This is a genomic window from Actinomadura macra NBRC 14102, from assembly GCF_001552215.1.
In the GTDB taxonomy this organism is placed as follows: Bacteria; Actinomycetota; Actinomycetes; order Streptosporangiales; family Streptosporangiaceae; genus Spirillospora; species Spirillospora macra.
On sequence record NZ_BCQT01000003.1, the window covers coordinates 179,548 to 198,889 of the forward strand.

Sequence of the window (19,342 nt, forward strand, 5' to 3'; positions counted from 1 at the left end):
CCCTGTGAGGAACATCCCGGCACCGGGAGGGTGCGTCATGACAACGACGTTCGGATTCAGCCAGAGGTTCGTCCGTGCCTACCGTCCCGCCGATGAGCCCGAGGTGCTCGCGCTCATCAACGAGGACCGGCTGGTCGGGCAGCCCCTGTGCACCTGGGGGATGCTGGAGGCCGCCCGGGTCGGCCGGTCCGCGTTCGAGGGGGCGAGCTGGGCGCGGCTGGAACCCGTCCGTACCGACGTGGTCGTGGACGAGGAGGACGTCGTCCTGGGCGCCGTCTCCACGGGCGTCCACCGCTTGGACGGCACGGGAACATTGCTCTGGCTCCACGCAGGAGAGGAGCCGGCGGTGGTGAACCTGCTCCTGGACACCGCCCTGTACCGGCTGGCCGGACGAACGATCCAGGCCTTTCCGCTCCTGAGCTCGCTCGGTCTCGGCGTCAGAGGGATCCCCGCGAAGGCCCGCGCCGCCACGTTCGCCGCGATGCGCAGCCGAGCGTTCGAGCCGGCAGGCTCCTTGACCTACCTTCACCAGCAGCTGATCGCCCCCACGTCCCCGTCGGCCGACGTGCGGATCCGGCCGAAGCAGAACTCCGACTTCACCGGCTGGAGAATCCATGCGGGCGATGCCGACGCCCACCTCGACGTGACCGTCTCGCCGCACGACGTCGGCTGGGTCACGCATGTCGAGCCCGACCCGAACTGCGCCGAGACGGCCGACCTCGTCCGGTCGGCTCTGCACGTTCTGGTCCGGTGCACCGCCCGCGAGGTCATCGCGACCATCCCGGCCACCGGCGCCGATGCCCGTGCACTGCATGAGGTGTACCGGCGGCTCGGGTTCACCGAGATCGACCGACTCACCGTCCTCAGCCGCCCCGCGTCCATGCAGCGAACGGCTGAGTGAGATGAGCCGCGCGCGGCCCCAGGGGGGTGGGGTCGCGCGCACCTCTGCGGGGCGGGGGTCCCGTCCCCGCCCCGCAGAACGGTCAGGGCCTGGGTCTCAGGGGCACCCAGGTCCTGACCGCTTTCTCAGGAGTACCTCACGCGGCGGACGCCGTTCGCCGGCCGGCGTGCCGGATCCACAGCGCCGCGAGGACGCCCACCACCCCCCAGGTGATCAGCCAGAGGCCGGACAGCCAGGTCAGGGCCACCAGGCTCGCCTTGGGATAGGCCAGCACGACGGTCCCCGCGAGGATGGACAGGCAGGCGAGCACCAGCTGCGGAACCCGGCCGGGCCGGCCTTCGTCCGAGAGCGCCGCGACGGCTTCGATGATGCCTCCGACCAGCCAGAACACACCGAAGAGCACGGCCAGGACGGTGACGGTCTGGAAGAGGTGGCGCAGCGCCAGGACACCGATGGCGAGCGACAGCACCCCGAGGACGGCCATGAGCGTGCGCGTGCCGGGCGAGAGCCCGTTGACGACCGCCTGCGCGACGCGGAAAACGCCATTGATGATCAGTTGAAGGCCCACGAGCACGGCCAGTACGCCCACGGTGACCTCCGGCCAAACGACGATGGCGAGTCCCAGCAGGATCGCGGTGCCACTCAAAACCAGAGCCAGCACCTGACCATTGTCGACGAGATGTGATCCTCGGGTGTCAGTGGCGCTCTCGCCGCTCGCGGGAGAAGACGTCGGCATGTTGCTCCCTTCCATAGCCTCACGTTTCATTCGGCATTCGGTCATTCATGGCCGGTCGCCATTGAAAAACCATTACCGATGAAACCGGGCCGGGCGGGCGGGCGACATCCTCCGTGGTGGGTGAACCGTCGAGTCCCCCGGTCAGTCCAACGGCGCGGAACCGAACGACTCCTCGTCCCGGATCATCGAATGCCCGGCCTGCGAGAGCAGGGAGAGGATCACAAGTCCCACGCACAGATCGATCAGGCCCGTCGCGATCTGAGCCGCGGGCGGCGCGCCCGTGCTGAAGGGTGCGACCGTGAAGATCAGGGTGAGCAGCACCATGATCCAGGAGAACACGCGCAGGGGAGCGGGGGTCAGCGCGACGAGGAATTGCAGGATCAGCGTCGCGAGGAGGGCTCCCATTCCCGCCAGCACAATGAAGGCGCTGGTCGGCATCCCGCTGAGAACGCCTCTTTTCCAGGGCGGGAAGAGTTCGATGTCGAAGACGCCGCCCACGATGAGCACACCGAGGCAGGCGACGAGTTCGGCGACCAGCGCGGTGGCGAGTCCGGCGCCCCAGAGTCGGGTACCGTCCACGCGCATCCTTCCGGAGTCTCGCGTCCCGGCGGGGACGGTGCGGCCATGGAGAGGACCCGTCACGGCAGGCTCCCTTCGAATCGGCGCTCTCCTTGTCAGGGTCCGCATACCGCCCGCCTGATGGATCATCCCGCACGGGTGACTTCGCTTCTATTTCAATAAGGGCCGCTAATCGACTGTCATCACGCATTGTGATCACCTAAAATCTGTAGGTGATGATCGGCCGGTCCTGCCGTGTCGCCGGAGGAGGTGGCGCCGATGGAATCGCAGCTCATCGGGCGGGAGACCCAGACGAGGGTGCTTCGGGACCTGGTGGCGCGGGCCGGGGTGAGCCACGGCGGGTTGGTGCTGGTCTGCGGGGAGGCGGGGATCGGGAAAACCGCGCTGGCGGGACGTGCGGTCGCCGAAGCTGCGCGGCAGGGCATGCGGGTCCTGCACGGCGCATGCTGGGACGGCGACGGCACCCCGGGGTACTGGCCCTGGGCGCAGGCCCTCCGCGGGCTGCGGCGCGGCTGCACCCCGGAAGACTGGGCGGACCTGGCCTCGGCCGCGGACGGCGTCCTGCCGGTCCTGCTGGGCGAGGACTCCAAGAGCGAGGACGTCCCGGCCTTCCACCTCCTGGACGCCGTCGGCACCATGATGGTCACCGCCTCGCGGCGCCGTCCGGTGCTGGTGGTGCTGGAAGACCTGCATTGGGCGGACGCGGCGTCCCTCGGGCTGCTGGAGTTCGTGGCGCAGCACATCTGGTTCGAACGTGTGCTGCTGGTGGCGACCTACCGCGACGTGGAGATCGAAAGACCCGACCATCCGCTGCGTCCGCTGGCCGCACGAGCGACCACGCTGTACCTGACGGGGCTGGAACCGCGGGGCGTCAGGGAGTTGCTGGCCCGCACGGCCGGGGAACAGCTACCGGAATCCCTGGTCAAGGCCGTACACGCGCGCACGGGGGGCAACCCGTTCCTGGTGGAGGAGACCGCGCGGCTGTGGTCCGCGGGACATCCCATCACCACGATCTCGCCGGGTGTGCGGGCCGCCCTGCACCGGCGCCTGTCGCTGCTGAGCGAACCCGTCGTGCGCCTGCTGGAGGCGGCAGCCGTCCTGGGCCAGTGCTTCCGCCCCGCCGTGCTCGCCCGGTCGACCGGCGTCGACGAGGCGCGCGTCTCCCACCTGCTGGCGGAGGCGGCCGACGCCCACCTGGTGCGGCCGGCCGGGGCCGAGGGCCTGGTGTTCCGGCACGACCTGGTGCGCGAGACCTTGGACGAGTCACTCGGCGAACGCGAGCGGCGACGGCTGCACGCCGCTGCCGTGCACGCCCTGCGCGACCTGACCGGCCCCGCCGACCCGGCCCGTCCGACCGAACTGGCCCGGCACGCCTATTTCGCGTACGACGAACTGGACGGCCGGGTCGCCGCGGACCTGCTGGCAGACGCGGCCCGGCACGCGGCGGGGAGGCTGGCCGACCAGGAGGCCGTGGCGCATTACGAACGCGCCCTGGAACGGCTCGGCGACGCGGATCCGGCCAGGAGCGTCCAGCTGTCCCTGCTTCTCGGAAACGAGCTGTACCTGGTCGGCGACCGCGACCGCGCCTGGCGCGCCTTCGGCGACGCGGTCACCTGGGCGCGCGGGCTGGACGACCCGACCGTCCTGGACCAGGTGGCGCTCGTCCTGCACGGCACGGACGGACGCGGCGACACCACCGGGCTGAAGGAGCATCTTCTGCGGGAGGTCTACGCGCGGCCGACGGCCACCGCGACGGGCGCCGCCGCCGCGACCGCGGACGATCCCGCGATCATGGCCGACCATGTCGCCCGACGCGTCGTCACCACCGGACGTGAGCGCCACGACGACGAGGCCCTTCACGTCGGCCTCTGGGCACGGTTGCATGCCTGTTGGGGGCCGGAAACGGTGGCCGAGCGCGCCGCCCTGTCGAGCGAGCTGGTCGAGGTGTCCCAGCGCCGCGGCGACCGCTGCGGCGCGCACAGGGCGATGTCCATGCGCTGGGTGGCGCTGCTGGAAAGCGGTGATCCGGCCTACCTCGACCAGTTCCATACGCTGGTCGCGACCGCGGGCGACGGAGGATCGCCGCGGATGCGTCTCACCTCGCTCATCGACCGCGGTGTCGTGTACGCGGTCATGGGCCGTTTCGCCGAGGCCGAGGAGGCGCACGCCGAGCTGGTCACGTCCCATGCCCGGCTGACGGACCGGTTCCAGCACTACGCCCGCCACCATCGCTGGGCGCTGTCGCTGCTGCAAGGCAGGTTCGCCGAGACGGACGGGATCCGCGAAGCGCTGAGTGCGCGCGACCACACGCACGGAGAACTGCTCGCGGCCATCACGGCGCTGGAACAGGGTGAGAACCCCACCGGAGCGGCGCCGCGCCTGGGGGAGGGGCGGCCCCCACATGACCGGGGCCTCGTCCCGCTCTGGCTGCGCTATCAGGCACAGGCCGCCGCCTCCGCGGACCCGGCCTGGTGTGAACAGGTGCGGGCCGCGTTGAAGCCGTACCGGGGCCGGTGGCTGATCTCGTTCTACGGGTGGGACGTCAGCGGCCCGGCCGCGCTGTGGACGGGCCTGGTGGACGCCGCTCAGGATCGCTGGGACGACGCGGTCGAGGAGTTCACCCGGGCACAGCGCTCCGCCGACCTGCTGGGGGCCCGCCCGTGGTCGGTCCGTGCTCGCCTCGAACTCGCCGCGGCCCTGAGCGCACGCGGAGCCGGGTCCGATGCGGACACGGCCGAGGGCCTGCTGCGCGAGGCGGCCGTCGAAGCGCGGCTACTGGGCATGGCGCACCTGGCCGACCGTGCCGAGCGCGCCCTGCCCACCCCCGTTCCCGACTCGAACGCCGCTGACCTCGTGAACGACTTCACGACCGACGGTTCCATCTGGCGGCTGGGATTCGCCGGCCGGACCGTGCACATGTCCGACGCCAAGGGCCTGCGTGACCTGCACTGTCTGCTCGGCTCGCCGGGGCGGTACGTCCCGGCGGTGCGGCTGCTCAACGCCCGGGATCCGGCCGTCGAGGCGAGCGCGACCATGGGTGCGGACACCGTTCTCGATGACGAGGCCAAAGCGCGCTACCGGCGGCGTCTGAAACGGCTGGACGAGGAGATCGATCGCGCCGCCGGGCGCGGCGACGACCGGCGCGCCGCCGAGTTCGACCATGAACGCCAGGCCCTGCTGGACGAACTGCGCCGCGCCACCGGACTGGCCGGCCGCGACCGCAGGCTCGGCGACGACGGCGAACACGCGCGCAAGAGCGTCACCGCCCGCATCCGCAACACCCTGCGCCGGATCGAGGAGCGGCATCCCGAACTCGGGGCCCACCTCCGCCAGACGGTGACGACCGGAACCACCTGCCGCTACGCACCAGACCACGAGATCCGCTGGCGGCTGTGAAGAACAGCGAGGAGGAACCCGGCCGCCGCAGCTTGGGGCTGTACTCGTGAGGCGCTACTCGGAATGCAGCGCCGCTGCTTCGGATCGCGCGGTCGGCATAGCGCTGAGAAGAACAGACTGGTGACCTTGAGGATGCCCTTTTGCGTGCTTCGGCCCGGCGTCCTGGATGCGGTTGGGGTTGGAGGTGGACTGGCCGGTGTCGGACTGGTTCGGTGCTTCTTGCGTGGTCCGAGAACTTCGGTTGGATGATGACGATGTGAGCGGGCAGCGTATTGCGGTAGCGGTGACGGCGGTGCTGGTGGCCGGGCTGGCAGTGGTATTGCTCGTCCTGAAGTGGAATGACGCCAACAAGGTGGCGGTCGTGGTGTCGACGCTGGCGGCCGTGGCCGCGGTCGGCGTCGCGGTCGTGGCGGTGTTGCCTGGTGGCGGCCCGCGGGGTGCGCTTGTGTCGCGGACGGGTCGCGCGATATCGGGCCGTGGTGGCCGCGCTAATTCCGGGTTCGCGGGACGATCACGCTCGCACCGGGGGGACGTGCAGGTGCGGCGAACGGGGGACGCCGATGCGTCCAAGGGCGGCGACGCCAACTCCGGGATTCAGTTCGATTGACCCGCGCGCGGTCCGAGACGCTCAGGGGCGGGGGTGACGATGGGGAACCGGGCGCGGTGGCGGGTGCGGCTGCGCGGTTCCGGCCAGGCGACCGGCGGTGACCACAGCATCATTAACACAGGTGTGTTGACCCTCAACAACCAGCCGGCCCGTCCCCCGGTCTCGGCTTACCTGCACCGGGTGCGGCAGATTTTTCCGGGCGTCCTCGAAGACCGCGAAAGCGAATTGCGCGAACTCCGACAATTCTGTACGCAGGCAGAGGGCCCATCCTACGCATGGTGGCAGGGGCCCGCATGGGCGGGCAAATCTGCACTGATGGCATCACTGGTACTGAACCCGCCCTCAGGCGTGCGGATAGTGTCGTTCTTCATCACGGCTCGATGGGCAGGGCAGAGCGACCGAGCCGCTTTTCTTGAGGCGACATTGGTGCAGTTGGCCGGGATCACCGGAGAGCCGCTACCCGATGTTCTGACGGAGTCGAGCCGTCATGATTGGTTCTTACGATTGCTGGACGAAGCGGCGCTCGCATGTGAACGTGATGGCGTCCGGCTGGTTCTGGTGATCGACGGGCTGGACGAGGACAGCGGGGTGACGGCCGGCGCGGGAGCGCACAGCATCGCAGCCCTGCTCCCCGCGGCACCGGCCCGAGGACTGCGCGTGGTCGTGGCGGGAAGGCCGCACCCGCGGATCCCCTCCGATGTGCCTCACTGGCACCCGCTGAAGGACGGCGGCATCATCCGCCCGCTGAGCGTCTCGCGGAAGGCGGAGCTCGTCCGCAAGGAGGCGGAACGCCAGCTGGTGCACCTTGTGGACGACGCCGGTCTCGGCCGAGAACTGCTGGGGCTGGTGACCGCCGCCGGTGGCGGCCTGAGCGGCGATGATCTGGCCGAGCTCGCCGATGTGTCGGTGTGGCAGGTCGAGCGCGTGCTGGACGCTGTCACCGGGCGAGCCTTCATGACTCGTGACGGAACCTGGCGACCTGAATCGGTGCCCCAGTTCGTCTTGGCCCACGAGGAGCTCCAGCGAACCGCGGCGCATTGCCTGGGTGACGCCGCTCTCGCCGGATGGCGAGACCGCCTGCATCAGTGGGCCGACCGGTACCGGCGGCAGGGCTGGCCGGCGGAGACGCCTGAGTACCTACTGCGCGGGTACCTGGCGATGCTGCATGGCGTTGGAGATCTCCCCCGGATGACAGACCTGGCCACTGACCGTATCCGGCTTGATCGGATGCTGGATGTCAGCGGTGGCGACGCGACCGCTATCGCGGACATCATCACGGTGCAGGAATTCGTCCGAGACCAGAAGCAGCCGGACCTTTCAGCGAGCCTGCGTCTGGCATTCACCAGGGAGCGCATCGCCCGGCGTAACAGCTACATTCCCACCGACCTGCCGGTGACCTGGGCGCAGATCGGCAATCCGATTCGAGCAGAGGCACTCGCCCGCTCCATCACCGATGTCGCCGAGCAGGCGCGCGCGCTCAGGACACTGGCTACGGCGCTGGCCCACGGCGGTGATCTAGCACGGGCCGAGTACGTCGCCGGCTCCATCACCGAACCCTCCGAACTCGCCCAGGCGTTGAACGCGATCGTCGGAGCGTTGGCCGCCAGCGGTGATCTGGCACGGGCCGAGCACATCGCAGGCTCCATCACCGATCCTTCCAAGCGATCCCAGGCGTTGAACGCGATCGTCAGAGCGCTGGCCGCCAGCGGTGACCTGGCACGAACCGAGCGCATCGTCATGTCTGTCTCGGATCCCTACGAGCAGGCTCAGGTGCTGACGGCGCTTGCCACGACCGTGGCCGGCAACGGCGAGATGAAGCAGGCCATCCGTGTCGCGCGGTCCATCACCGACCGCTCCGCGAGAGCACGGGCGTTGACGGCGCTCGCCACGATCGGCAGCGGTGACCTGAAACAGGTCGAGCACATCGCCAAGTCTCTCACCGATCCCTACGAGCAGGCTCAGGTGCTGACCGCGCTCGCCACGAGCATGGCCGGCAACGGCGAACTGAAACGGGCCAAGCGGGTCGCGCGTGCGATTCCCCGTCGGTACGCGCCGGGCCCGGCTCTGATCGCCCTGGCCACTGCGATGGCCAAGGCGGGAGACCTGGATCAGGCCATGAGCATCGTCGACTCCATCACCTACCCGCCGGACCGGGCTGAAGCGTTGACGGCGGTGGCTCGGGCGGCGACCCGGAGCGGTGACTTCGGCCGGGCGCGTCAGTTCGGGGAACTGGCCGCGGACATCATCCCGTCATTCTGGCCTTCTTCGGATCAGGTCGGGGCGTTGACGGCGGTGGCTCGGGCGGCGACCGAGAACGGTGACTTCGGCCGGGCACGCTGGCTCGCGGAAACGGCCGCGAACATCGTCCTGTCGTTCAGCCGTGCTTCGGATCAGGTCGGGGCGTTGACGGCGGTGGCTCGGGTGGCGACCCAGAGCGGTGACTTCGGCCGGGCGCGTCAGCTCGCGGAATCGGCTGAGGACATCACCGACTCCGTCATCTCCTCCGCCGAGAAGGTCCGGATGCTGACAGCGCTGGCCCGAGCAGCAGGCGAGAACGGTGACTTCGGCCCGGCGCGCCGGCTCGCGGAATCGGCCGAGAGCACAGCGCGCTCCATCAGCCACCCCTCCGATCAGGCTCGAGCGCTGACGGAACTGGCGCACGAGGCGACCGAGAACGGAGACCTCGATCGGGCCAGGTACATCGCCGGCTCCATTGCCGACCCCTCGGGGCGGGCCCGGGCGCTGACCGAGATGGCCACGACGGTGGCCACGGGCGGCGACTTCGGCCGGGCCAGGTACATCGCCCACTCCATCGCCGACCCCGCGGCGGAGGCGCAGGCGTTGACGGCGGTGGCCCGGGTGGCGGCCGATGGCGGGGACATCGACCAGGCGCGGGACCTGGCGAGTTCGGCCGAGCGCATCGCCCGTGCCATCAGCCACCCAATCGAGCAGGCTCGGGCGCAGGTGTTGCTGGCCCGGGCCGTGGCCTCCAGCGGCGACCCGGACTGCGCCGAACGCATTGCCCGGTCCATCGCCCATCCTGATGAGCAGACCCGGGCGCTGACAGACCTGGCCATCGCCGTCGCCGACAGCGGCGATCTGGAGCGCGCCGACAGCATCGTTCAATCCATCACCGACGAATACGAGCAGACCCGGGCACTGCGAGCGCTTGCCGTCGCCACCGCCACCGGTGGTGACCTGGACCGCGCCGAAGGCATCGCCCGGTCCATTTCTCACACCACTGAGCAGGCTCAGGCGTTGACGGAACTGGCTACGACCATGGTCTCCAAAGGCGATCCAGACCACGCCGAGCGCATCGTCCGATCCATCAGCGAACCCCTGGAGCAGGCACGAGCGCAGGTGTTGCTGGCCACGACCGTGGCCTCCAACGGTGACGCGGATCGCGCCGAACGTATCGCCCGGTCCATCGCCCATCCTGACGAGCTGACCCAGGCGTTGACGGAACTGACCGCCATCATGGCCTCCAACGGTGACCCAGATCGCGCCGAGCGCATCGCCCGGTCCATTACTCATCAGTACGAGCGGACCCGGGCGTTGACGGAGCTGGCCTGCACCATGGCCAATAGGGGTGACCAGGTCCGAGCGCAAGAACTGGCGAAATCAGTCGAGAGCAGCGCCGGCTCCATCAGATTTCTCTCCGAGAAAGCCCAGGCCCGTAGCCTGCTTGCCAGGGTGGTGGCGGTAAGCGGCGACCTGGACCGCGCCGAGAGCATCGCTCATTCGATCACCGTCTCGTTGGGGGACGCTCAGCCGCTGGCGGCGGTGGCCATGGCAGCGGCTGAAGGGGGCAACCTGGAGCGGGCCAAGAGCATCACCGGATCCATCATCAACCCCCACCTTCACGCTCAGACGCTGATGGCGCTGGCCAAAGTGGCGAGCAAGAGCGGAGATTTGTATCAGGCACGTGAGCTTGCGGAATCAGCCGAACGTATCGCTCGCGCCATTCCCTCTCCCTATGAGCAGGCTCGGGCCTTGATGGCCGTGGCCATGGCCGCCACGCAGAACGGTGACCTGGGGCGGGCCGAACGTATCGCTCGCGCCATCCCCTTTCCCTATGAGCAGGCTCGGGCCTTGATGGCCGTGGCCATGGCCGCCGCAGAGAACGGCGATCTGAAGCGCGCCGCGGCCATCGGCCACTCACTCACCGACCCGTACGAGCAGGCCGCGGTGGTGACCGCGATGGTCGGCCAGGCCGGGGCGGACCAGCCCCGGCGGCTGCTCGCGGATGCGCTGACCAGCGCTTCCCCCTATGCCTTGCTGCACGCGGTCGCCGCGACCGATCCGGAAGCGCTGGTGGCTGCCGCACCGCATGGTCTAGAGGAGTTCTGAACGTTTCCGGACCAGTCTGCTGGGTTCGGTCGCCAGGGGATGCGGACCGTCCACTCGGCGATCGCGCAGGTCCTCCTGTCACGGGGTGGTGGAGCGATCGGGCACGGCCTGGAATGAGCGCAGGTGGGTGAAGGCCGCGTCGAGTGCCACGCTGAGCGGCTCGGCGCTCCTGTGTGTCTTGGCGAGGAGAAGACCACCCTGAAGGCTCGCGAAGACCGCGGTGGCCAGCTTTTCGGGGTCCGCATCCGGGACGAGCCCGCCGCGCCTGCGCATGCTGTCCAGGCCCGCCACCAGATACCGTTCCCAGTTCGCGAAGCAGCGCGCCAGGTCGGCCCTCGCCGCCTCATCGCGGCCCGCGAGTTCGCTGGCGAGGGTCCCGATGGGGCAGCCGGGAAAGTCGTGCGACGCGCTCTCCGCAATGATCGTTTCGAGCCAGCGGCGGATCCCGCTCCAGCTGTCGAGCCCGGTGAGCAGGGGCATCTGCTCGTCCAGGACGTTCTGGAACCGGTGGGCGATCACGGCGCGGACGAGATCGTCCTTGCCGGAGAAGAAGTGGTACAGCTGGCTCTTGCTCGCCCCGGCGTCGGCGAGGATCCGGTCGATTCCGGTCCCCTCAACGCCGAGATCGTCCATCAGCGCGGCGGCCGCGTCGACGATCCGCTGGCGGCTACGCCGGCCTCGCTCGGTCGTCGGTTCATGCGCCATGACAGCGATCCTACGTGTACTGGACAGGTCGGTCCACTTTTCCTTAGAGTGGACCGGTCGGTCCAGTCCGATCGGGCACTCAGCGGGGCCGGCAGGTATGCGAAGGAGCACCGCCGTGACCGGACAGACCTCTCACCCCGTCGCGCTCGTCACCGGCGGCACCACCGGTATCGGCCTGGCGACGGCCAGGCAGCTCCACGCCGACGGGTTCGCCGTGCTCGTCACCGGACAGAATCGCGACACCTTGGCCGCCGCCGAGCGGGTGCTTCCCGAGGACGTCGTCGTCCTGCGCGCCGATGCGCGGATCCCCGGCGACGCCGAGAAACTCGCCGCCGAGGTCGACAGGCGGTTCGGAGGACTCGACCTGGCGTTCCTCAACGCGGGTGTCGGTAGGTTCGCGCCGCTGGAGGCCGTCGACGAAGCCTTCTACGACGAACACTTCGACATCAATGTCAAAGGACAGCTCTTCACATTGCAGCGCGTTCTTCCCCTGCTCGTCCCCGGTAGCGGGGTGATCTTCAGTGGTGCGGTCAGCGTCGAGCTGGGGCAGCCGAACTGGTCGGTCTACAGCGCGACGAAGGGCGCCGTCGCGTCCATGGTCCGCGCCCTGGCGGTGGAACTGGCTCCTCGGGGCATCCGCGTCAACGTCGTGAGCCCGGGGCCGGTGGACACGCCCGCCCTCGACAAACTCGGTCTGCCCGGCGCCGCCCTCGCTGATTTCCGGGAGACCATCCCCGTGCATATCCCACTGGGCCGCATCGGGACCGCAGAGGATGTGGCGCGAATGGTCTCCTTTCTGGCCTCACCCGCGGCCGGCTATATCACCGGAACGGACATCCTCGTCGATGGCGGCTTGTCCGCCGGCGTGTAGGTCCAACGTTCGCGTTGCAGGTTCAAGCGACTGATTCACGAGAGGTTGGAAGATCTTTATGACAGAGGAGACGTCCTGTCCCGTGGCGCTCATCACCGGCGGAACCTCCGGGATCGGCCTCGCCACGGCCCGGGCGCTGCATGCGGACGGTTACGCCGTCCTTGTCACCGGGCGGAATCCGCACAACCTCGCCGCGGCCGAACGCGCGCTTCCCAGCGGTGTCGCGGTTCTGCGCGCCGATGCGGGCGTTCTCGCGGAGATCGACGTCCTCGCCGCGGAGGCCCGTGCGCGGTACGGCAAACTCGACCTGGTCTTCCTGAACGCCGCGGTAGCGCGATCCGCATCCCTTGAAAGCCTTGACGAGCAATTCTACGACGAGCATTTCGATGTCAATGTCAAAGGGCAGTTCTTCACTCTCCAGCGCATGCTTCCTCTGATCGTCGACGGTGGCAGCGTCATCTTCAGCGGTTCGCGGATCGCGAAACGTGCGTTCGCCGGATGGTCGGTGTACGGCGCGAGCAAGGGCGCCCTGCTGTCGATGGCGCGGGCGCTGGCCATCGAGCTCGCGCCGCGCCGGATCCGGGTGAACACGGTGAGTCCGGGGCCCATCGACACCCCGGCGTTGAAGAAGCAGGGGTTTTCTCCGGAGAAGCTCGATGACTTCCGCTCGGAGATGGCCCTCCGGGTGCCCTTGGGGCGCCTCGGATCTGATGACGAAGTAGCGCGCGTGGTCGCGTTTCTCGCCTCACCCGCGGCGTCCTACATCACGGGATCGGATGTCGTCGTCGACGGAGGGATGTTCACCACGCTGCCTTCCCGGTAGGCGGTGGTGCGTCGGGTAGGACGGCGAGGGCGCTGAGGGCGGCGGCGGTCAGAAGCGCCGCGCCGATGGACAGGCCGAGTGCGTAGCCCTCGTTGAGCGCCTCGGGTGCGGCGCTCTGGCCGGTGCGGTGCTGGGCCACGGTGCAACATCCGGAGGTCCATCAGTGTCTTGGCGATCGCCGGGAGGGCGCTGACCTCCGAGCGCCGCGCCCGGGAAGAGCGCGAACGCCGGACGGGACGCCGTGTCCGGGATCAGCTGCTCCGGCATCGCCAGATCGACCGGCCTCACCCGCCCGGCGTCACGAACTCGTGAGGATCACGAGGCGCTGGGTCGCCCGGGTCATCGCGACATAGCGGTCGACCGCCCCTTCGATCCCCTCGCCGAACGTCTCCGGATCGATCAGGACGACCAGGTCGAATTCGAGCCCCTTCGACAGCTCCGGGGTCAGCGACCGGACGCGTGACGTCGCGCGGAACGCGGGATCGCCGATGACGCAGGCGATCCCGTCGGCATGCGCGGCCAGCCACTCGTCGAGGATCGAGCCCAGATCCGAGGTGGACCCGTGGACGACGGGAACGCCGCCGGCGCGGATGGAGGTCGGCACGTTGGCGTCCGGGAGCACGGTCCGGATGACCGGCTCGGCCTCCGTCATGACCTCTTCCGGCGTCCGGTAGTTGATGCTCAGGGTAGCCACGTCGATCCGGTCGAGCCCGATCCGCTCCAGCCGCTCCCGCCACGACTCGGTGAACCCGTGCCTGGCCTGGGCGCGGTCCCCGACGATGGTGAGGCTCCGGGACGGGCAGCGCAGCAGCACCATCTGCCACTCCGCGTCGGTCAGTTCCTGAGCCTCGTCCACGACGATGTGCGCGAACGGGCCGGCGAGCAGGTCCGGGGTGGTGCTGGACAGCGCGGTCTCGTCGACCAGGATGCTCTGTGCGTCCTCCCCCCGCAGCATCGTCACCACGCCTTCCCCGTCGTCATCGGCCTCAAGGAGATCGTCGACGACCCTGGCCATGCGTTCGCGTTCGGCGGCGACCGTGGCGTTGTGCCGGCGCCGGCGCCGTGACGCCTCCGGGTCCCCGAGCCGCTGGCGGGCGGCGTCCAGCAGCGGCAGGTCGGACACAGTCCAGGCATGGGCGTCCCGGCGCTGGAGCGTGCGGACGTCGTCGGGGTCGAGCCAGGGAGCGCACCACCGCAGGTAGGCGGGCACCGACCAGAGGTCTCCGACGAGGTCGGTCGCTTCGAGCAACGGCCACGCCCTGTGGAGGGCCGTGAGCAGTTCCCTGTCCTGGAGCAGCGACTTGCGGAGCAGGTCGGACGAGACCTCGTCGTCGTGCTTGTCCAGGAGGATCGTGACCAGTTCCTCCCAGATCTGGTCGTGCGCCTCGTTGTGCGGAGTACCCGGCTCACGTGCCGCGAACGCCTCGGCCCAATCGTCGGCGCTCAGCCAGACGTCGGACCATTGGGTCGTGACCGTCATCCCCTCGGTCGGCGGCCGCTCATAGAACCGGACGGCCTTGTCGATCGCCTTCACGAGGGCCGCGGACGACTTCAGCCGGGCCACGCTCGGGTCGGTCTCGGTCCCCGCCGCGGCTCCCTCGACGACGAGATCCCGCAGGGTGCAGGTCTGCACGCCCTCCTCGCCGAGGCTGGGCAGGACGTCGCCGACATAGGCCAGGTAGGGCTGGTGCGGACCGACGAACAGGACCCCGCCCCGGCGGTGACCGAGGCGGGGGTCGGAGTACAGGAGGTAGGCGGAGCGGTGCAGGGCGACGACGGTCTTCCCGGTGCCCGGGCCGCCGTCGACGACGAGGGCGCCCGCCGATCCCGCGCGGATGATCGCGTCCTGGTCGGCCTGGATGGTGCCGAGGACGTCTCGCATCCGGGCCGACCGGTGGCCGCCGAGGCTGGCGATGAAGGCGGACTGGTCGTCGAGCGCGGCGTGCCCTTCGAACCCGTCCGAGGCGAACACCTCGTCCCAGTAGTCGCTGACCAGGCCGCGGGTCCAGCGATACCTGCGCCGGCTCGCCAGCCCCATCGGGTTGGCGTGGGTCGCTCCGAAGAACGGCTCGGCCGCGGGGGACCGCCAGTCGAGCAGCAGCCGGCGACCCGCGTCGTCCTTGAGGCCGAGCCGCCCGACGTAGACGGGCTCGGGATCGTCCGCGCCGACGATGCGTCCGAGGCACAGGTCCAGGCTGAAGCGACGCAGGGTGCGCAGGCGGCCGGCCAGCCGGTAGATCTCCAGGTCCCGGTCCATCGCACCCTGGCCTGTGCCGCCGGGCGCCCGGCGCTCGGCGTCGAGGCGGTCGGACAGGTCCGCGATCGACTGATCGAGGCTCCGCGCGATGGCCGCGAAGTGCCGCTCATCGTCGGCGATCAGTGCCGGATCGGCCTTGGGGGTGAGATGGTCGGGAAGGTCGAAAGCGCTGGTAGTCAGGGAGTTCACGTCCTCGGCTCGGAAGATTCTGGCCTCGGCCGTCGATTGTGCGGCACCACCCGGGTCTTGCCGCAAGCCCCCTGCTGCGCTATACGTTGAAAATGGAAGGGACCGGCCCACCCCCGAACGGTTAATCCGATCCGGAGGTCCGCGAGGGCACGGTCGTGGGTTCCGGGGAACGGTCGGCGTCGTCGGGCTCCAGGCCGAGGATCTCCTTCGTGTGCTGGCCGATCGAGGGCGGCCCCGCGGCGAACGCCGAGTCGACCACCGGCAGCGGCGAACCCGGGACGAACACCTCGCCGGGCCCGCTCTCCAGGGGGATCGACCGCACCATCGCGCGGTGCTGGACGTGCGGGTCGGACGCCAGCGCGTCCACGCTGAAGATCGGGCTGCACGGGACGCCGACGTCGCCCATCCGCGCGACGACCTCGGCCACCGGACGTGCGCGGGTCCACTCCTCGATGACGCCGTCCAGCTCGTCGCGGTGCTCCAGCCGGGTGTCGGCGGCCGGGCTGGTGAAGAACGGCAGCAGCCGCGGCGCCTCCACCACCCCGGCCAGCGCCGTCCACATCCGCAGGGTCATCGGCGCGAGGTACACGTAACCGTCGGACGCGGTGTAGGTGCCGGCGTAGGACCGCCGGACCTTGCTGCCGACCCGCATCGGGCTCACGCCGAGCTGGAGCGCCTCGGCCAGGCACGGGCCCAGCAGCGACATCATGCTGTCGAGCATGCTCAGATCGGTGAACGACCCCTCGCCGGTGGCCTGCCGCCGGCTGAGCCCGAACATCACCGCGAGCGCGGCGTACAGGCCGGTGACATGGTCGGGCACGAACAGGCCGGCCTGCATCGGCATCCCGTCGGGCTCGCCGGTCAGGTGCACCAGGCCCGACATCGCCTGGATGATGCCGTCGAAGGCCGGCCGTTTGGCGTACGGGCTGTCGTTGCCGAAGCCGCTGGCGTGCAGGTAGACCAGCCGCGGGTTGATCTCCCGGGCCTGCGCGTAGCCGAAGCCGAGACGCTCGGGGATACCGACGGCGTAGTTGGTGACCACCACATCGGCCGAGCGCAGCAGGGTGACCAGGCTCTCCTGCCCGCCGTCGGACTTCAGGTCCAGCATGACGCTGCGCTTGTTGCGGTTCAGCGCGTGGAAGTAGACGTCGTTGTAGGACAGGGACTCGGTGCCCCGGCTGGCGTCGCCCTCCGGCGGCTCCACCTTGATCACGTCGGCGCCCTGGTCGGCCAGGATCTGACCGCAGAACGGCCCGGCGATGTAGTGGCCGAACTCCAGTACGCGGATGTCGCTCAGGGGCGCGGCGTCCATGGGTTCTCCTCTTCCGTTCCCTGGCCGTCCTTGGACGCGGTGGCGTCCAGGCTCGGCATCCAGATGCCCTGCTCGGCGGCGAACTCGACAGCGCGTTGGTATCCGGCGTCGGCATGGCGGACCACGCCGCTGCCGGGGTCGTTGGTCATCACCCGGTCCACGCGCTGCGCGGCCAGCGGCGTCCCGTCGGCGATCACCACCATTCCGGTGTGGACGGACCGTCCGATCCCGGTGCCGCCGCCGTGCTGCACGCCCACCCACGTCGCGCCGCTGGAGGCGTTCAGCAGCGCGTTGAGCACCGGCCAGTCGGCGATGGCGTCGCTGCCGTCGATCATCGCCTCGGTCTCCCGGTAGGGGGAGGCGACCGAGCCGGCGTCCAGGTGCTCGCGCCCGATCGCGACCGGCGCGCTCACCTTCCCGTCGCGAACGAGATCGTTGATGACCCGCCCGGCGCGGGCGCGCTCCCCGTAGCCGAGCATGCAGGTGCGCGCGGGCAGGCCCTGGACGCGGACGTGGCGCGCGGCCAGCCGCAACCATCGGGTCACCGACGGGTTGTCCGCGAACTCTTCGAGCATCGCCGCGTCGATCGTGGCGATGTCGGCCGGGTCGCCCGACAGCGCGATCCAGCGGCAGTGCCCCTTCGCCTCGCAGAACAGCGGGCGGATGTAGGCCACGATGAAGCCCGGGTAGTCGAAGGCCCGCTTGAACCCGCCGAGGTCGGCCTCCACGCGGATCCCGTTGCCGTACTCGAACACCTCGGTGCCGCGGTCGAGCAGCGCGGTCAGCGCCTCCACGTGGTCGGCCATGCTCACGCGGGCGCGCAGCACGTAGGTCCTCGGGTCGTGCGCGCGGAGCTGGTCGGCCTCCTCCGGCGACAGGCCGGGAACGGCGTACAGGAGCGGGTCGTGCGCCGAGGTCTGGTCGGTGGCGATGTCGACGGTGATCTCGCGGGCGACGATCTGGGGGAGCACTTCGGCGGCGTTGGCGCGCAGCCCGATCGACAGGGCCCGCCGCTCGTCGCGCGCGGCCAGCGCCAGCGCCAGCGCGTGGTCGAGGTCGTCGGCCTGGGTGTCGAGGTAGCCCAGCCGCATCCGCCGGCTGATCTTCGCCTGGTCGACCTCCAGGCACAGGGCCACCCCGCCGTTCATGGCGATCGCCAGCGGCTGCGCGCCGCCCATGCCGCCGAGGCCCGCGGTGACGGTCAGCGTGCCGGCCAGGGTCCCCCCGAAGCGCCGGGACGCCACGGCCGCGAACGTCTCGAACGTGCTCTGCAGGATGCCCTGCGACCCGATGTAGGCCCACGAGCCGGCGGTCATCTGGCCGAACATCGTCAGCCCGGCGTCCTCAAGACGGCGGAACTCCTCCAGCGTCGCCCACTCCGGCACGACCATCGCGTTGGAGATGAGCACCCGTGGCGCCCACTCGTGCGTGCGGAACACGGCCACCGGACGGCCCGACTGCACCAGCATGGTCTCGTCGTCGGCCAGCTGGCGCAGCGTCGCGACGATCGCGTCGAAGTCCGGCCAGGACCGCGCGGCACGGCCGTTGCCTCCGTAGACGACCAGGTCGTCGGGGCTCTCGGCGACGTCGGGGTCCAGGTTGTTCATGAGCATGCGCAGGGCCGCCTCCTGCGCCCAGCCCCGGCAGGTCAGGTCGACGCCGTGGGGCGCCCTGACCGGCCGTGCTCCTGCCGTTCCTGTCATCGGCTCTCCTTCGCTCACGTGGGGTGCCACCTACTCGGCCGGCCGTTCGGACCGCGGTCCGAACGGCTCGGGCCGGAACGGGTCGTCGCGGGCGCTGAGGAAGGCCCGCAGGCCGCCCTCGGCCTTCGCCGCGTTGAGCCGTTCGCGCTCCGGTCCGTAGGAGGAGTGGGCCAGCGCGTTGAGCGCGCCGTTGAGCAGCAGGCCGCTGTCGATCCCCGCCGCGCGCAGGCCGAGCATGGTGGTCGCCTTGTTCAGCCGCACCGACGCCGCGGGCACCTGCGCGATGCGCCGGCCCAGCCGTTGCGCGGTGGGCAGCAGTTCGTCCGGCGCCACGACCTCGTTGACCACGCCGATGCGCAGTGCCTCGGCGGCGTCGAAGTGGTCGCCGGTCAGGGCGTAGCGGTTGGCGGACTTCCACCCGCACAGCGCCGCGAACAGGAAGATGGAGCTGGAGGTCATCCGCACCTCGGGCTGGGCGAAGACCGCGTCGGTGGAGGCGATGGTGATGTCGCAGGCCAGGCTGTACCAGAATCCGCCGCCCATGCACCAGCCGTTGACCGCCGCGATCACCGGCTTGGACAGGCTCCAGATCTGCTTGAGGTGGTCGAGTTCCTCGTAGTTGCGCTCGTACCAGGTGGCGATGACCTCCGACGGGTAGGGGGACGCCGGGTCGGAGGGGTTCGTGCCGGCGACCGCGGTCATGTCGTAGCCGGAACAGAACCCCCGGCCGGCGCCGGTCAGGATGATCGAGCGGACGTCCGGGTCAGTATCGGCGCGGCGCAGGGCGTCGTGCAGTTCCCGCTCCATGTCGGACGACAGGGCGTTCATGACCTCGGGCCGGTTGAGGGTGAGGGTGACGACCGCGTCGTCCACCTCGTACAAGATCGTTTCGTAGTCCATGGCGGAGCTGTTC

The 19,342-nt window shown here is 70.0% G+C and carries 14 protein-coding genes; 6 read left to right on the forward strand and 8 right to left on the reverse strand.

Going from position 1 to position 19,342, the window contains the following annotated elements; all coding sequences use genetic code 11:
- Positions 1–37: 37 nt before the first annotated feature.
- Positions 38–901 (forward strand): hypothetical protein, encoded by an 864-nt coding sequence (locus tag AMA02S_RS04520; protein ID WP_067451977.1) that lies wholly within the window; start codon positions 38–40, stop codon positions 899–901.
- 136 nt (positions 902–1,037) lie between these two features.
- Here the strand turns inward: AMA02S_RS04520 and AMA02S_RS04525 are convergent, their stop codons facing one another.
- Positions 1,038–1,637 carry an HdeD family acid-resistance protein gene (locus AMA02S_RS04525; RefSeq protein WP_218004837.1) on the reverse strand — a complete coding sequence of 200 codons (600 nt, stop codon included), beginning with the start codon at positions 1,635–1,637 and terminating at the stop codon, positions 1,038–1,040.
- Positions 1,638–1,778: 141 nt separating this feature from the next.
- A complete protein-coding gene (locus AMA02S_RS04530) occupies positions 1,779–2,279 on the reverse strand; it encodes a DUF6069 family protein (RefSeq protein WP_157430378.1) in 501 nt (166 codons plus the stop codon).
- A gap of 195 nt (positions 2,280–2,474) precedes the next feature.
- On the opposite strand from AMA02S_RS04530, the gene AMA02S_RS04535 reads away from it, so the two are divergent.
- The 3 genes from AMA02S_RS04535 (at position 2,475) to AMA02S_RS04545 (ending at position 10,569) form a co-directional block, all read left to right on the forward strand.
- Positions 2,475–5,612 (forward strand): ATP-binding protein, encoded by a 3,138-nt coding sequence (locus tag AMA02S_RS04535; RefSeq protein WP_067452266.1) that lies wholly within the window; start codon positions 2,475–2,477, stop codon positions 5,610–5,612.
- A 184-nt stretch (positions 5,613–5,796) separates the two neighbouring features.
- A complete protein-coding gene (locus AMA02S_RS04540; RefSeq protein WP_218004838.1) occupies positions 5,797–6,219 on the forward strand; it encodes a hypothetical protein in 423 nt (140 codons plus the stop codon).
- A gap of 33 nt (positions 6,220–6,252) precedes the next feature.
- Positions 6,253–10,569 carry a tetratricopeptide repeat protein gene (locus AMA02S_RS04545; RefSeq protein ID WP_157430379.1) on the forward strand — a complete coding sequence of 1,439 codons (4,317 nt, stop codon included), beginning with the start codon at positions 6,253–6,255 and terminating at the stop codon, positions 10,567–10,569.
- A 78-nt stretch (positions 10,570–10,647) separates the two neighbouring features.
- Here the strand turns inward: AMA02S_RS04545 and AMA02S_RS04550 are convergent, their stop codons facing one another.
- Positions 10,648–11,274, reverse strand: coding sequence for a TetR/AcrR family transcriptional regulator (locus AMA02S_RS04550; RefSeq protein ID WP_067451992.1), 627 nt, complete (start codon positions 11,272–11,274; stop codon positions 10,648–10,650).
- Positions 11,275–11,389: 115 nt separating this feature from the next.
- Here AMA02S_RS04550 and AMA02S_RS04555 point away from each other — a divergent pair, with 115 nt between their 5' ends.
- Both AMA02S_RS04555 and AMA02S_RS04560 read left to right on the forward strand, forming a co-directional pair.
- Positions 11,390–12,145, forward strand: a complete 756-nt coding sequence (locus AMA02S_RS04555; protein ID WP_218004839.1) for an SDR family oxidoreductase — start codon at positions 11,390–11,392, stop codon at positions 12,143–12,145.
- An 82-nt stretch (positions 12,146–12,227) separates the two neighbouring features.
- Positions 12,228–12,968 carry an SDR family oxidoreductase gene (locus AMA02S_RS04560; RefSeq protein WP_218004840.1) on the forward strand — a complete coding sequence of 247 codons (741 nt, stop codon included), beginning with the start codon at positions 12,228–12,230 and terminating at the stop codon, positions 12,966–12,968.
- On the opposite strand, the gene AMA02S_RS41350 is transcribed toward AMA02S_RS04560, so the two are convergent.
- From AMA02S_RS41350 to AMA02S_RS04580, 5 genes are all read right to left on the reverse strand, one after another.
- On the reverse strand, positions 12,946–13,107 hold the full coding sequence (locus AMA02S_RS41350; RefSeq protein WP_157430380.1) for a hypothetical protein: 162 nt from the start codon (positions 13,105–13,107) through the stop codon (positions 12,946–12,948). The two genes, AMA02S_RS04560 and AMA02S_RS41350, sit on opposite strands and share 23 nt — an antisense overlap.
- Before the next feature lie 159 nt (positions 13,108–13,266).
- The gene (helR, locus tag AMA02S_RS04565; protein ID WP_067451999.1) at positions 13,267–15,414 is read right to left on the reverse strand and encodes an RNA polymerase recycling motor ATPase HelR; all 2,148 of its coding nucleotides are present in this window, start codon (positions 15,412–15,414) and stop codon (positions 13,267–13,269) included.
- Between the two features lie 121 nt (positions 15,415–15,535).
- Positions 15,536–16,726, reverse strand: a complete 1,191-nt coding sequence (locus AMA02S_RS04570) for a CaiB/BaiF CoA transferase family protein (protein WP_067452002.1) — start codon at positions 16,724–16,726, stop codon at positions 15,536–15,538.
- Entirely contained in the window at positions 16,708–18,429 is a 1,722-nt protein-coding gene (hutU, locus tag AMA02S_RS04575) for a urocanate hydratase (protein ID WP_067452007.1), read from the reverse strand. Before hutU ends, AMA02S_RS04570 begins: the two co-directional genes overlap by 19 nt.
- 30 nt (positions 18,430–18,459) lie before the next feature.
- Positions 18,460–19,329: an enoyl-CoA hydratase/isomerase family protein gene (locus tag AMA02S_RS04580; RefSeq protein ID WP_067452010.1), complete on the reverse strand. Its 870-nt coding sequence runs from the start codon at positions 19,327–19,329 to the stop codon at positions 18,460–18,462.
- Positions 19,330–19,342 lie beyond the last annotated feature (13 nt).

Excerpts from the sequence above, each read along its gene's own strand:
- AMA02S_RS04550 (WP_067451992.1), bottom strand. The coding sequence starts at position 11,274 with ATGGCGCATGAACCGACGACCGAGCGAGGCCGGCGTAGCCGCCAGCGG.
- AMA02S_RS04525 (WP_218004837.1), bottom strand. The coding sequence starts at position 1,637 with ATGCCGACGTCTTCTCCCGCGAGCGGCGAGAGCGCCACTGACACCCGA.
- AMA02S_RS04535 (WP_067452266.1), top strand. The coding sequence starts at position 2,475 with ATGGAATCGCAGCTCATCGGGCGGGAGACCCAGACGAGGGTGCTTCGG.
- AMA02S_RS04580 (WP_067452010.1), bottom strand. The coding sequence starts at position 19,329 with ATGGACTACGAAACGATCTTGTACGAGGTGGACGACGCGGTCGTCACC.
- AMA02S_RS04520 (WP_067451977.1), top strand. The coding sequence starts at position 38 with ATGACAACGACGTTCGGATTCAGCCAGAGGTTCGTCCGTGCCTACCGT.
- AMA02S_RS04570 (WP_067452002.1), bottom strand. The coding sequence starts at position 16,726 with ATGGACGCCGCGCCCCTGAGCGACATCCGCGTACTGGAGTTCGGCCAC.
- hutU (WP_067452007.1), bottom strand. The coding sequence starts at position 18,429 with ATGACAGGAACGGCAGGAGCACGGCCGGTCAGGGCGCCCCACGGCGTC.